Source organism: Sphingopyxis terrae subsp. terrae NBRC 15098 (assembly GCF_001610975.1).
In the GTDB taxonomy this organism is placed as follows: Bacteria; Pseudomonadota; Alphaproteobacteria; order Sphingomonadales; family Sphingomonadaceae; genus Sphingopyxis; species Sphingopyxis terrae_A.
The window spans coordinates 974,438-987,898 of sequence record NZ_CP013342.1 but is presented as its reverse complement, the minus strand read 5'-3'; the positions used below and the strand labels follow the sequence as shown (position 1 = coordinate 987,898).

The 13,461-nt window shown below is 64.1% G+C and carries 13 protein-coding genes; 7 read left to right on the top strand and 6 right to left on the bottom strand.

What is annotated here, in order from left to right:
• Window positions 1-173: 173 nt before the first annotated feature.
• On the bottom strand, window positions 174-1,271 hold the full coding sequence (lptG, locus tag AOA14_RS04800) for an LPS export ABC transporter permease LptG (RefSeq protein ID WP_058811232.1): 1,098 nt from the start codon (window positions 1,269-1,271) through the stop codon (window positions 174-176).
• A 2-nt stretch (window positions 1,272-1,273) separates the two neighbouring features.
• Complete coding sequence (lptF, locus tag AOA14_RS04795; RefSeq protein WP_062903007.1) at window positions 1,274-2,428, bottom strand: LPS export ABC transporter permease LptF; 1,155 nt, start codon at window positions 2,426-2,428, stop codon at window positions 1,274-1,276.
• A 176-nt stretch (window positions 2,429-2,604) separates the two neighbouring features.
• Between lptF and AOA14_RS04790 the strand changes: the two genes are divergently transcribed.
• Genes AOA14_RS04790 through AOA14_RS04780 form a run of 3 tightly spaced genes read left to right on the top strand, consistent with a single transcriptional unit; the run spans window position 2,605 to window position 4,926 of the window.
• Window positions 2,605-3,078, top strand: coding sequence for a DUF2141 domain-containing protein (locus tag AOA14_RS04790; protein WP_062900982.1), 474 nt, complete (start codon window positions 2,605-2,607; stop codon window positions 3,076-3,078).
• Between the two features lie 7 nt (window positions 3,079-3,085).
• Window positions 3,086-4,057 carry a diacylglycerol/lipid kinase family protein gene (locus AOA14_RS04785; RefSeq protein WP_003042677.1) on the top strand — a complete coding sequence of 324 codons (972 nt, stop codon included), beginning with the start codon at window positions 3,086-3,088 and terminating at the stop codon, window positions 4,055-4,057.
• 8 nt (window positions 4,058-4,065) lie between these two features.
• Window positions 4,066-4,926 carry a hypothetical protein gene (locus AOA14_RS04780; RefSeq protein WP_062900981.1) on the top strand — a complete coding sequence of 287 codons (861 nt, stop codon included), beginning with the start codon at window positions 4,066-4,068 and terminating at the stop codon, window positions 4,924-4,926.
• On the opposite strand, the gene AOA14_RS04775 is transcribed toward AOA14_RS04780, so the two are convergent.
• From AOA14_RS04775 to AOA14_RS04765, 3 genes are all read right to left on the bottom strand, one after another.
• Window positions 4,923-6,866 carry an ATP-binding protein gene (locus AOA14_RS04775; RefSeq protein WP_234181034.1) on the bottom strand — a complete coding sequence of 648 codons (1,944 nt, stop codon included), beginning with the start codon at window positions 6,864-6,866 and terminating at the stop codon, window positions 4,923-4,925. The genes AOA14_RS04780 and AOA14_RS04775 overlap by 4 nt on opposite strands.
• Window positions 6,867-6,994: 128 nt before the next feature.
• Window positions 6,995-8,197, bottom strand: coding sequence for a serine palmitoyltransferase (gene spt / locus AOA14_RS04770; RefSeq protein WP_062900979.1), 1,203 nt, complete (start codon window positions 8,195-8,197; stop codon window positions 6,995-6,997).
• Between the two features lie 95 nt (window positions 8,198-8,292).
• Window positions 8,293-8,529 carry an acyl carrier protein gene (locus AOA14_RS04765; protein ID WP_040589850.1) on the bottom strand — a complete coding sequence of 79 codons (237 nt, stop codon included), beginning with the start codon at window positions 8,527-8,529 and terminating at the stop codon, window positions 8,293-8,295.
• Window positions 8,530-8,691: 162 nt separating this feature from the next.
• Here AOA14_RS04765 and AOA14_RS04760 point away from each other — a divergent pair, with 162 nt between their 5' ends.
• Window positions 8,692-9,264, top strand: a complete 573-nt coding sequence (locus AOA14_RS04760; protein ID WP_062900978.1) for a Pycsar system effector family protein — start codon at window positions 8,692-8,694, stop codon at window positions 9,262-9,264.
• A 113-nt stretch (window positions 9,265-9,377) separates the two neighbouring features.
• Window positions 9,378-10,778, top strand: a complete 1,401-nt coding sequence (locus tag AOA14_RS04755; RefSeq protein ID WP_062900977.1) for an MATE family efflux transporter — start codon at window positions 9,378-9,380, stop codon at window positions 10,776-10,778.
• Here AOA14_RS04755 and AOA14_RS19170 read toward each other — a convergent pair.
• Complete coding sequence (locus AOA14_RS19170; RefSeq protein ID WP_082819823.1) at window positions 10,770-11,219, bottom strand: HNH endonuclease signature motif containing protein; 450 nt, start codon at window positions 11,217-11,219, stop codon at window positions 10,770-10,772. The two genes, AOA14_RS04755 and AOA14_RS19170, sit on opposite strands and share 9 nt — an antisense overlap.
• A 143-nt stretch (window positions 11,220-11,362) precedes the next feature.
• Between AOA14_RS19170 and groES the strand changes: the two genes are divergently transcribed.
• A complete protein-coding gene (gene groES, locus AOA14_RS04745) occupies window positions 11,363-11,650 on the top strand; it encodes a co-chaperone GroES (protein ID WP_003042663.1) in 288 nt (95 codons plus the stop codon).
• Window positions 11,651-11,715: 65 nt separating this feature from the next.
• Entirely contained in the window at window positions 11,716-13,359 is a 1,644-nt protein-coding gene (gene groL / locus AOA14_RS04740; RefSeq protein WP_062900975.1) for a chaperonin GroEL, read from the top strand.
• Window positions 13,360-13,461: the final 102 nt, after the last annotated feature.

The window sequence follows — 13,461 nt, the reverse complement described above, 5'->3', positions numbered from 1 at the left end:
TCCTTCGACTCTCGAACCAATCGAAGGGGCCGCGAAAGCGGCCCCTTTTCTTTTGGGCGCTGCCGGCCTCCGGGTGGGGAGAGAGGCTTCGGCCTGCCCGTCGAAACATTTGGACCGGGCCCGAAACGGGGCGGTGCTTGGGGGGCGGCGGCTATGCGCCCGGAGTCCGGACGCTATTCCTCGGTCCGGATCAGGATCATCTCGCCGATCAGCGCGAACAGGATGAACGGCCCCCATGCGGCGAGGAAGGGGGAATAGGCGCCGAGGTCGCCCATCGCGAGCGCGAAATTGTCGGCGACGAAATAGGCGAAGCCCAGCGCCATGCCGATGATTGCACGCACGAACAGCTTGCCCGATCGCGCCAGGCCGAATGCCGCGACGGCGCCGAGTAGCGGCATCAGGACCGCCGACAGCGGCCCCGAAATCTTGTGCCACAACACGCCTTTCAGCGCATCGACGGGTCGCCCCGCTGCCTCGAGATCGCCGATTGCCGCCTTGAGCTCGGTGAAGGGCAGTTGATCGCCGTCGACCTGCGCCAGGGTGAACTGGTCGGGACGCACGCCCGGCGCGGCGACGATGGTGCCGAGCGGCTGGACGATACCGGCGCGGCGCAGGAAGCGCTTGGCGTTGGTGAGTTCCCACCCACCCGCGACCGGCCGCGCGCTGTCGCCCGAAAGTATCGAGGACAATACGCCCCCCGACCGTTCATAGATGCGCACGCCGTGCAGCGTGATCGCTGTTCCGGTACCGCTGACGGTCGCGGCGTTGATCAGATTGTTGCCGTCGCGAACCCATATGTTCGACCGAATCCCGGTGTCTTTCGGAATCTGCGCATATTCGACCTTCTGCCAGGCGGCGAGCGCCGCGGTCGCGCGCGTCACGATCCTTTCGTTGAAGCCGAAGCTGATCGCGGCAACGAACAGCGCGGCAAGGAACAGCGGCGCCAGCACCTGATGCGCCGACATGCCCGACGCCTTCATCGCGATGACCTCGCTGTTCTGGTTGAGCGTGATCAGCGTCAAGATCGTCCCGAGCAGGACGGAGAAGGGCAGAAAGGTCTCGATGATCTGCGGCAGGCGCAGCCCGACATAGCGCCACACGTCGCTGTCGCTGTTGCCTGCGACCGACAGGATCTTGCCGCTCTCGCCGAGAAGGTCGAGCGTCTGGAGTACGAGCACGAGCGCGAACAGGATCGCGAAGCTGCGCACCAGAAACAGCCGCCCGACATAGAGCGCCATGGTTCGCGACGGAAAGAAATGGAGCTGGTTCATCGTCAGATATGCTGCTGCTTGCGCTGGAACAGGCGGATGAAGGCGCGGACTTTCTGCCCGGCCTTGGCCGCGACGCGCTCGAGCGCGCCGATTGGTTGGCCGCCGGGGACATGCGCCACCGTATAATACATCCACACCGCAAGCGCGCCGAACAGCAGCAGCGGAATCCACAGCGCCAGCAGCGGATCGACCGCACCGCGCGCGCCCAGCGCTTCGGCATATTCGTTGATCTTGTGCTGGGTGACGAGCAGCACGATCGACAGGAAGACGCCCAGCGAACTTGTCGATCGCTTGGGCGGAATTGCCAGCGCGATCGCCATCAGCGGGATGAAGAACATCGACACCACTTCGACGATCCGGAAGTGGAAATTCGCGCGCGATTCGAGCCGCGTCGCCAGCGGTTCGGCCTGGTCGTGACCGACGACGAGCAATTCGGGGATCGTCAGTTCGCGATCGGCGCCGCCGCGGGTGCGGAACGCCTCGATCTTGGGTAGCGGAATCGGCAGGTCGTGACTGTCGAAGGTCAAGACCCGCGGCACCGCGAATTTCGGCGATTCATGGATCAGCACGCCGCGCGTCAGGCGCAGGATGATCGTGTCGGGATCGTCGGTGGCAAGAAACTGTCCCTCGGCGGCGGTTGCCGAAACGCTTTGCCCGTCCTTGTTCTCGCCGCGCACGAAGATGCCGCGCAGATTGCGCCCCTCGTTATAGCTCTGCTCGATGCGCAGCGTCATCCGGCTGCCCAATTTGGTGAATTCGCCGACCTTGATCGACGCGCCGAGCGCGCCCGACCGCAATTCGAAGCGCAGCCCTTCATATGCGTAGCGCGCATAGGGCTGGATAAAGCCGACGATCGCGAGGTTGAGCAGCGCCAGCGCGAAGGCAAAGGCATAGGGCATGCGCATCAGCCGTCCGAAGCTCATCCCCACCCCGCGCAGCACGTCGAGCTCGCTCGATGTCGCGAGCCGGCGGAAGGCGAGCAGGATGCCGAGCATCAGCCCGATCGGGATGCCAAGCGACAGATATTCTGGGATAAGATTGGCGAGCATCCGCCACACGACGCTCACCGGCCCGCCTTCGGTCGCGACGAAATCGAACAGGCGCAGCATCTTTTCCAGCACCAGCAGCATGGCCGAAAGGACCAGCGTACCGAGCATGGGAAAGAAGATGAGCCGCGCGATGTAACGGTCGATGGCGGGCAGTCTATTCAATCTTTCGTCGCCCCATCACCATGATTTGGCCGCAAATGGTTCCGATATCCGGATTCAAGGGCAACAGGGACCCATGTCGGCTCGGTGCTGGCGTGGCTATAACCACTGGGAGCTAATGCGTCATGTCGAAATTTATCTCGGCGTCGCTCTGCGTGGCTCTGCTCGCCGTATCCGTGGCAGCAAACGCAGAGGGACAGGTTATCACCAACGACCTGTCGAAATGCCGGAGCGGTCCGTCCACCCTCGTCCACATCAACGGCGTGAAGGCCGGGACGGGCAAGATTCGTGTGCAAAGCTATCGTGCCACAGCGTCCGAATGGCTCGCCAAGGGGCGCTGGATCACCCGTGTCGAAGTGCCGGCACAGGCCGGGTCGATGACCGTTTGCGTGCCGCTGCCCGAAGCGGGCCACTATGGCATTGCGGTGCGCCACGACGTCAACGGCAACGGCAAGACCGATCTGACCTCGGACGGCGGCGGCATGTCGAACAACCCGAGCATCAACATCTTCAATCTCGGCAAGCCGAGCTACAAGAAGACGGGGTTCGATGTTGGCAACGCGCCGAAGACGATCTCGATCAACATGAAATATATGTAGGGGTTCGATGGCAAGCGTCGCCCTTCTTTCCAATCCGCGCTCAACGGGGAATCGTGCCCTGTTGCCGCGGGTTCGGGAATATTGCGCGGCGCACCCCGACATTTTTCATTACGAGGTCGAGGATGTCGACCAGATCGGTGAAGCGATTCGTACGATCGCGATGGTCAGCCCGCGCATCGTCGCGATCAACGGCGGTGACGGCACCGTTCAGGCCGCGCTGACCGAACTTTATTCGGGGGGCCATTTCGGCGGTTCGCCGCCGCCCGTCGCGGTGCTGCCGAACGGCAAGACCAACCTGATCGCGCTCGATCTGGGCGCCGAAGGCGATCCGATCAAGGCGCTCGAGCGCGTCGTCGAACTCGTGTCGAATGGCCGGCTCGAGGATCATGTCATTGAACGGCAGCTCATCGCGCTCGACAGCGGCGGCAATCGCCCCGTGCTCGGCATGTTCCTGGGTGGTGCCTATCTGGCCGACGTGATGCTCTATTGCCGCAATCGCATCTATCCGCTCGGCCTGCCCAACGGCCTGTCGCATGTGCTCGCCGCGATTCTTGGGCTTTTCGCGATCATCTTCGGCATTGGCGGCGGGCGCCTGCCGCCGAAGCCCGAGCCGCTGACCGTGTCGCTGATCCGACAGGGCCAGCTCAAGGGCAAATTCTCGCTGCTCATCGTCACGACACTGGAAAAGCTGCTGCTGAGTATCCGCACCAGCGATACGCACGGCGGCGACGGGCGGATGAAATTGCTCGCGGTCGACCGCAGCGTCGGCGCGCTGTTCCGCATGCTCGGGGCCACTTGGCGAGGGACCCTCGGCCAGCATCAGCTCGCCGGGGTCCATTTCGAACAGGGTGATGAGATCCGTATCGAGGGCGAACGCTCGAACGTGATCCTCGACGGCGAGATTTTCGAGGCAAAGCACGGCCGGCCGATCATCCTGACCTCGACCCAGCCGGTACCCTTCCTGCGCCTCGCCGCCTGAGCGCTCGCATGTCGGCGCATACCGATCTCGTCCGCGAAGAGCTTTCGACACCGGTCGATCCGCGCGTCGCTGCGATGGCGGCGGCGATCGCGGCCCGCTACCCGGGCAGCGCCCGCGCGGTACTCTTTTACGGCAGCTGCCTGCGCGAAAGCGAACTCGACGGGCTGATGCTCGATTTCTATCTGATCGTTTCGGACTATGGCGATGCCTATCCGAAGCGCTGGCTCGCGGCCGCCAACCGGCTTATCCCGCCAAACGTCTTTCCGTTCGAGCATGAGGGGCTGATCGCCAAATATGCGGTGCTCAGCGAAAGCGATTTTCACCGCCTGAACGGCCCTGAAACGCGCAACGTATCGGTCTGGGCGCGCTTTGCTCAGCCGTCGCGGCTCGTCTGGGCCGTCGACGATACCGCGCGGGACCGCGCGGTATCGGCGGTGGCACGCGCCGCGCCGACATTGCTCGCGGCGGCGGGATCGGTCGATGGCGAGGCGCCGCTCGATTGGTGGCGGCGCGCCTTTTCGTTGACCTATTCGGTCGAATTGCGCGCCGAACGCAGCGGCCGGGCGCAGTCGGTCGTCGATGCCGACGCCGCGCGCTACGACCGCTTCAGCCTGCCGGCGATGGCGGCAATCCCGGTCGGTTCTACCGGTGGCGGCTGGGTGCGGCGGCGGATCGAGGGCAAGCTGCTCAGCATCGTGCGGCTCGCCAAGGCCAGCCTGACCTATGCCGGCGGGATCGATTATCTCGCCTGGAAGATCAACCGCCATGCGGGCACCAAGATAGAGATCAAGCCGTGGCAGCGCCGCTGGCCGCTCGTCGCTGCGCTGACGCTGGTGCCGCGCCTCGTGAAGAGCGGCGCAATCCGCTAGGAAGCGATGCGCTCCGGTGCGGGCGCATCGCCGCAGCGGCGGATCGCCTGTTCGAGCGCGTTCAGCGTAAAGGGCTTGCGCAGCACGTCATGGTCGCCAAAGCTTTCGAACTCGCTGGCATCGCCGGCGTAGCCGGTGACGAACAGCACCGACAGATCGGGCCAGCGTTCCTTCAGTTCTGCGACCATTTCGGGACCGGTCAGGCCGGGCATCAGCACGTCGCTGAGGATCAGGTCGAACCCGCCATGCGCTTCGACCAGCCCGGCGGCGGCGCGCGGATCGTCGCAGGCGATCGCTTGATGACCAAGCTCGGTTACGGCGTCGACGGTGGCGGCCAGGACGCGCTCGTCATCCTCGACCACCAGAATGCGCATCGCGTCCGTCGGCGGTTCGCTCACCGCGGCATCGGAACCGCCCGCGGGCGCCGCCGCTTCGGCATGCGGCTTTGCGACGGGCAGCAGCATCGCAACGCGCGTGCCTTCGCCCTCGACCGAATGAATCTGCACCTCGCCGCCCGACTGGCGACAAAAGGCAAAGACCTGACTCATCCCCAGGCCCGTGCCCTGACCCGCGGGTTTCGTGGTGTAGAAGGGGTCGAACACGCGCTTGAGTACCTCGGGCGACATGCCGCAGCCGGTATCGATCACCTCCACCGCCAGCGCGGCGGTGTCGTCCTTTTCGTCGCGCAGCGTCCGGATCGTCAGCGACCCGTGCCCGTCCATCGCGTCGCGCGCGTTGACGGCAAGGTTGAGCAGCGCATTTTCGAATTGCTGCTTGTCGACCCAGCAGGCGAGCCCTTCGGTCTGAAGGTCGAGCGTCAGCGCGATACGGTCGCCGATCGTGCGCCCGATCAATTCCGAAAAGCCCGCGATGCAGGCGTCGATCGGCGTCATTTCGGGGCGTGCGGGTTCGGACCGTGCGAAGGCCAGCAGGCGGCGGGTCAGGTCGGCGGCGCGATTGGCCCCGTCCATCGCATTGCCGATGTGGCGCTGTGCCTTTTCGGGCGCTTCGCCGATCCACCGCTGCGCAAGTTCCAGCCCGCCGACGACGACAGCGAGCATATTGTTGAAATCATGCGCAATGCCGCCGGTCAACTGGCCGACCGCTTCCATCTTCTGCGCCTGGCGAAGCTGCTCCTCGGCGGCGGCGCGTTCGGCCATTTCGCTGCGCAGCGCGCTGTTCGCTTCGGCCAGCTCGGCCGTTCGCTCGTTCACCGCCGCCTCCAGCAGCATCGCGCGGTCGCTTTCGGCCAATTGTTCGCGCCGTGCCGCGCGGCGTTCGCTCTGCGCCCGAACGAGTGAGACGGTCGCTGCAATCGCGATCACGGCGGCGGCGGCGGCGAGCACGGTGAACAGCAGGATCGCCTGGTTCAGGCTGGCGCGGTCGGCGGCTGCAAGCTGGTTGCGGTTGGCAAGGATCGCGCGTTCGTTGCCGATCAATTCGGTCAGCAGCCGGTCGATGCGCAGCAGCGCGGCATCGTGTCCGGCGGCATTATATTTCGAGATCGCAGCAATGGTCTGGTTGTAATTGGCGCTGAGCGCCGCATCGCCGAGCTGTGTCCCGCGCCGGTCGAGTTCGGCGGTCAGTGTCTTGACCAGCGCCGCCTGCTCCGGATTGTCGCGGACGTTGCGGCGGAGCAGCGCGAGATATTGCTGCGACAGCCCCCACTGCTGCTGAAAGACGCGACCGTCCTCCTTTTTCAGGCCGACAGCGAAGCGGCCGAGCGCCGCCTCGGCGCGCGCCAGCGCGGCATCGAGGCTGCGCGTCTGTGAAATCACTTCCAGGCTGTGCGCCTGCCAGCTCAGCGAGCGGTCATAATTGTCGTTGGCACGGCTCATCAACATGATGAGCGCGCCGACGACGCCCGTCAGCACCGCGCCCAGCCCGACGGTCAGCCAGAAGCGCAGCCGTTCGCGACGGCTCTCATTGTCGTGATCCAAATCCCGCTCGAACACGCTGATCTTCTATCCAACAAGCGTTCCGGGGCAAAGCGGTGAAGACCGCACGGCGCGGTGTTCCGCTCGGTTCGCCCCGAAAATGAATCCGCTGGTCGGCGGCGCGGCTCGGTTCAGCCGATAATCCCCACGCGCTTGCCCGCGCGCTCGAAGCGGCCGAGGATCTCGCTCACCTGCTCGCTCGAATGTTCAGCACATAGCGAGCAGCGCAGCAGCGTCATGCCCGCGGGGGTCGCGGGCGGGCGGGCGAGATTGACGTAGAGGCCTTCTTCGAGCAGCGCTTCCCACATCATTGCGCCCTTTTCGAGGTCGGGCATGATGACCGCGATGATCGCCGACTGCGGCTCTTCGGTGCCCAGCGTGAAGCCGAGATCGCGCAGCCCCTTGTGCAGCGTCTTCGAATTTTCCCACAGGTGCGCGCGCTTGTTCGACCCGTGCATCAGCTTGCGGATGCTCGTCGCCGCGGTCGCGACGACGCTCGGCGGCAGCGAGGCCGTGAAGACGTACGGGCGGCAGACGAGCCGTAAGATCTCGAACTTCGGGTGGTTCGACACGCAGAAGCCACCGACGGTGCCGACGCTCTTCGAAAAGGTGCCGATGATGAAGTCGACATCGTCGATCACGCCCTGCGCCTCGGCGACGCCGCGGCCATGTTCGCCGATGAAGCCCATCGAATGCGCCTCGTCGACCAGCACCATCGCGCCATTTTCCTTGGAGACGCGGATCATCTCCTTCAGCGGCGCAACGTCGCCGAGCATCGAATAGACGCCTTCAAGCACGACGAGCTTGCCGGCCTCGGCGGGCAGGCGCTTCAGCCGCTTTTCGAGCGCTTCGACATCGTTGTGGCGAAAAGCGACGATTTCGGCGTCGCCCATCTTGCATCCGTCATAGATCGACGCGTGGCTGTCGATGTCGAGGATGACATAGTCGCCCTTGCCGGCGATTGTCGAAATGATGCCGAGGTTCGCCTGGTATCCGGTCGAGAACACCATGGCATGATCCATGGCGTAAAATTCCTTCAGTGCGTCTTCGCACGCCTTGTGCCCCTGATAGGTGCCGTTGAGGACGCGGCTGCCGGTGGTGCCGCTGCCGAACTTCTCGAGCGCGTCCTTGCCCGCGGCGATGACATCCTCGTCGAAGGTCATGCCCATATAATTATAGGTGCCGAGCAGGATCGTCTCGCGCCCGTTGCAGATCGCGACGGTGGGCGAGAGCACTTTCTCCATCACCAGGCTGAACGGATCGGTCACGCCGGTCGCGAGCAGCGCCGCGCGCTGTTCGATGAGCGGGTCGAATTTGGAGAAAAGGTCGGTCATATTCGTTTCTTCCGTGTGCCCCGGCGAAAGCCGGGGTCCAGATAGGTCGCGCGACGTCGCGTTGACCCCGGCTTTCGCCGGGGAGCACAAGATTTTCAGCCCTGCAGCTTTTCGACCGCGGCGACGAGCTGGCCGACGGTTTCGATCTCGGCCTGCATGTTCATGCTGATGATGATGTCGAACGTATCCTCGACCTCGGCGACGAAATCCATCACCGTCAGGCTGTCCCACTCAAGGTCGCCGGCAAAGGTCGTCGCGTCGGTCAGGGCGACGCCCTTCTTGTTGAAAGGTTCGATCAGGCCGTGGATCTGGTCGGCGAGGGGGGTGCTCATGCGGGTGCGTCCCATAATGAAAAAACTGCGGGCGGGCATGCCGCGCCCCGTCCCGCTTGGCAAGGGATTGCGGCGGCAATCGGGCAGCATCTTGCCGTTCGCGGTCCTTCGTGCCATCCGGGCGAAGGTCGCCGCAAGCTGAAGGGGCAGGGAGGGGGCTGGATGGACAGCGAAAAATCGGACGCGGCGCCGGAGCGGCCCGCCATATCCTTTCCGCCCAACGCGGTGCATCTCGTGCGCACCAATCAGCAGATCACGATGCAATTGTCGCAGATGGCCGATCAAAAGGCGTCGATCCTGATGGGCGCGACCTTCGTGGTCTTCACCCTCGCGGTCGGACAGGCGCGCGCCGGGGCGGGGGCCTTCGCGCTACCGCTCGCGCTGCTGGCGACCTTCTCCTTCCTCTCGGCGCTGCTCGCCATATCGGCGGTACTCCCGCGCGTCGGCAAGGCGCCGCCCGCAGTCTTTCGCGATGGTAAGGATCATAGCAATATCCTCTTTTTCGGCCGGTTCGAGCAGATGGAGGAGGATGAGTTCATCGACGCGGTCAAGGCACGGATGCGGACCGAGGAGGATCTTTATGAAACGATCCTGCGCGACACCTACCAGAACGGCCTCGTCCTCGCGCGGCGCAAATATCGCTACCTCGCCTATGCCTATCGCCTGTTCGTAGTCGGCCTGACGCTGACCTTCCTCGCCTTCGCCTATGAGATGGCGGTAATGTGGGCGGGGTAAAGGCCGAAATGAGGGAGCGGCTGTTGCCTTTTTATCACCCCCCGCATCCGAAACCGCGCGCGGCGCTCGCGCGCTATTGAGCGGCCGTAAAAGCGCGCCTATCCGGGCCGGCTATGCTCGAGCAGGCCCACCCCCTGACGGCGGATCAACCGCAGACTTTCCGCGCCGAATTTCGCGCGACGCTGGCGCTCGCCCTGCCGCTGGCGGCGGCGAACCTGCTGCAGATGATGGTCCATGCGATCGACGTGATCTTCGTGGCGCGGCTTGGCGATGCGCCGCTTGCCGCCTCGTCGCTTGGCGTCTCGATCTTCGGCCTGTTGCTGTGGACCGGGACAGGACTCGTCGGCGCCGCAGCGCCGCTCGTCGCTGCCGAACTCGGGCGGCGCAAACATGCCGTGCGCGAAGTACGGCGGACCGTCCGCATGGCGCTGTGGCTCAGTGCGATCGTGTCCGTGCTGTTCATGGGCGTCTGCGCCGCGGGCGGCCCGATCATGCGCGCAACCGGGCAAGACCCCGAAATCACGGCACATGCCGCCAGATTCCTGTTGATCCTGATGTGGGGCATGGTGCCGATGATCGCAGCGAGCGTGTTGCGCATCTTCGTTTCGGCGCTTGGACGTCCAACGATTGCCACCGCGATCACCTTCCTCGCGCTGTTCGTCAACGCCCTCGGCAACTGGAGCCTCGTCTTCGGCCATCTCGGCATGCCGGCCCTCGGACTGCAGGGCTCGGCGCTGTCGAGCGTCATCACGAGCACGGTGATGCTGATCGCCTATATCATCGTGATCCAGACCGACCGGCGGCTGCGCCGCTATCATCTGTTCGGCAACTGGTGGCGCTCCGAATGGCCCCGCTTCTGGGAAATGCTCCGCATCGGCACCCCGATCGGCCTCATCATTCTGGCCGAAGCCGGGCTGTTCACCGGCGCCGCTTTCCTGATGGGCCGGATCGGTGAGGCGCAGCTTGCCGGGCACACCCTCGCGCTCCAGATCGCGGCGCTCGCCTTCCAGATCCCGTTCGGCGTGGCGCAGGCGGCGACGATCCGGGTCGGCCTCTCCTATGGCGCGCGCGACCATCGCGGCATTACGCTCGCGGGGCAGGCGTCGCTGATCCTGGGTATCGGGTTCATGGTCGTGACCGCAGCGGTCATCTGGCTCGCGCCGCGGCTCGTGTTGTCGATCTACGTCGACGTCGATGCGGCGCGTAACGCCGCGCTCGTCCATTTTGCGCTGCAGTTCCTGCTCGTGGCCGCCGCGTTCCAGCTGTTCGATGGCGCCCAGACGGTCGCGGCGGGCGTATTGCGCGGGCTTCAGGATACGCGCGTGCCTATGATTATCGCGGTCTGCGGCTACTGGATCGCGGGCTATGGCACCGCCGTCTACCTGGGCTTCTGGACGCCGCTTGCGGGCGTTGGCGTGTGGATCGGTCTTGCCGTGGGGCTCATTGTGGTGTCGGCGGTGTTACTGATGCGCTGGAGGATGCGGGCGCGGTTAGGGTTGTTGCCCTCAGCTTAATTTGCGGAGCCGCTCCTCAACCTGATTCAGAAGCGAGGATAGCCACTCGCGTCCAGCTTCTGGTTTATAGGCATCGATCGGAAGATGGCCTTTCTTGGCGTTGCATGGCTTGCAAGCCAGCACGAGGTTCTGGATCGCGTTGGGCATCTCCCCCGTCTGCCCTTCGACATGATCGATGGTGGCGGTTTCCTTCGTCAGCGCAGCCGGACAATAAAAGCACGTTGCGCCATGAGCCTCGACGGCCTTTTTCAAGCTGTTTATCGCATTCCACGGTCCCCCGGCCACTCCAGCAACCCAGTAGCGCGGTGTCATCGAGCCATTTTTATGGAGATCGGCAAACACGATGGCTCGATACGGCATGGTGTCAAGGCATGGGCGCGCCGCATCCTCGGGCTTTTCCAACCCTTCCTGAGGCGCCGACTTAGCCGCTTTGCTGGTCATGCTCGACGTCGTAATGTTCGCGCGTAAAATTTTCCCTTAATCGCCTTGACGCTGTAACACCCTCCACCCATATGCCCGCTTGTTAGCACTCGCACCCCGTGAGTGCTAAGTCTGACATCCATTGCATTACTGGAGGGACATCCATGCAATTTCGTCCGCTGCACGACCGCGTGCTCGTCCGCCGTATCGAAGCCGAAGAAAAGACGGCTGGCGGCATCATCATTCCCGACACCGCCAAGGAAAAGCCGCAGGAAGGCGAAGTCGTCGCCGTCGGCACCGGCAGCAAGGCCGAAGATGGCAAGGTGACGCCGCTCGACGTCAAGTCGGGCGACCGCATCCTGTTCGGCAAATGGTCGGGCACCGAAGTCAAGGTCGATGGCGAAGAGCTGTTGATCATGAAGGAATCTGACATCCTCGGCGTTCTCGCCTGAGCCTGTTTGCCGATTTCAGTGTGAAGTTACGCAGTTTTCTGCGCTTTTATTAAAGGAGCATCCTCATGGCTGCCAAGGACGTTAAATTTTCGCGCGACGCACGCGAACGCATCCTGAAGGGCGTCGACATCCTCGCCGACGCCGTCAAGGTCACGCTGGGCCCCAAGGGCCGCAATGTCGTGATCGACAAAAGCTTCGGCGCCCCCCGCATCACCAAGGACGGTGTCTCGGTCGCCAAGGAAATCGAACTCAAGGACAAGTTCGAAAACATGGGCGCGCAGATGCTGCGCGAAGTCGCCTCGAAGGCGAACGACAAGGCCGGTGACGGCACCACCACCGCGACGGTCCTCGCCCAGGCGATCGTCCGCGAAGGCATGAAGTCGGTTGCTGCCGGCATGAACCCGATGGACCTGAAGCGCGGCATCGACCTCGCGGTCACCAAGGTCGTCGAAGACCTCAAGGGCCGTTCGACCGCCGTGTCGGGCTCGTCGGAAATCGCGCAGGTCGGCATCATCTCGGCCAATGGCGACGTCGAAGTCGGCGAAAAGATCGCCGAAGCGATGGAAAAAGTTGGCAAGGAAGGCGTGATCACCGTCGAGGAAGCCAAGGGCCTCGAGTTCGAACTCGATGTCGTCGAAGGCATGCAGTTCGACCGCGGCTATCTGTCGCCCTACTTCATCACCAACCCCGAAAAGATGACGGTCGAACTGGCTGATCCGTACATCCTGATCTTCGAAAAGAAGCTGTCGAACCTTCAGTCGATGCTTCCGATCCTCGAAGCGGTTGTGCAGTCGGGCCGTCCGCTGCTCATCATCGCCGAAGACATCGAAGGCGAAGCGCTCGCGACGCTGGTCGTCAACCGTCTGCGCGGCGGCCTCAAGGTCGCGGCCGTCAAGGCGCCGGGCTTCGGCGATCGCCGCAAGGCGATGCTGCAGGACATCGCAATCCTGACCGCCGGCGAAATGATCAGCGAAGACCTGGGCATCAAGCTCGAGTCGGTCACGCTGAACATGCTCGGCCAGGCGAAGCGCGTCACGATCGACAAGGACAACACCACCATCGTCGACGGTGCGGGTGAAGGCGACGCGATCAAGGCTCGTGTCGAACAGATCCGCGCGCAGATCGAAACCACCACGTCGGATTACGATCGCGAAAAGCTGCAGGAACGTCTGGCGAAGCTCGCCGGCGGCGTTGCGGTGATCAAGGTCGGCGGTGCGACCGAAGTCGAGGTGAAGGAACGCAAGGATCGCGTCGACGACGCGCTGCACGCGACCCGCGCCGCGGTCGAGGAAGGCATCGTCCCCGGCGGCGGTACGGCTCTGCTGTACGCCACCAAGGCTCTCGATGGGCTGAAGGGCGCCAACGACGACCAGACCCGCGGTATCGACATCGTCCGCAAGGCGATCGAAGCGCCGCTGCGTCAGATCGCGGCCAACGCCGGCCATGACGGTGCGGTTGTCGCTGGCAACCTGCTGCGCGAAAACAACCAGGATCAGGGCTTCAACGCCGCGACCGACGTCTATGAAAATCTGAAGGCCGCCGGCGTCATCGACCCGACCAAGGTCGTGCGCACCGCGCTTCAGGACGCTGCCTCGGTTTCGGGCCTGCTCATCACCACCGAAGCGGCGGTGAGCGAGCTTCCCGAAGACAAGCCGGCGATGCCGATGGGCGGCGGCGGCATGGGCGGCATGGGCGGCATGGACTTCTAAGTCCTTACCGTTCGGCGCTCAGCCAACAAGAAACGGGGCCGGAGGAGCAATCCTCCGGCCCTTTTTTGTCCCTTCACCTTTTTCCGGGCCATTGCCAGTTCA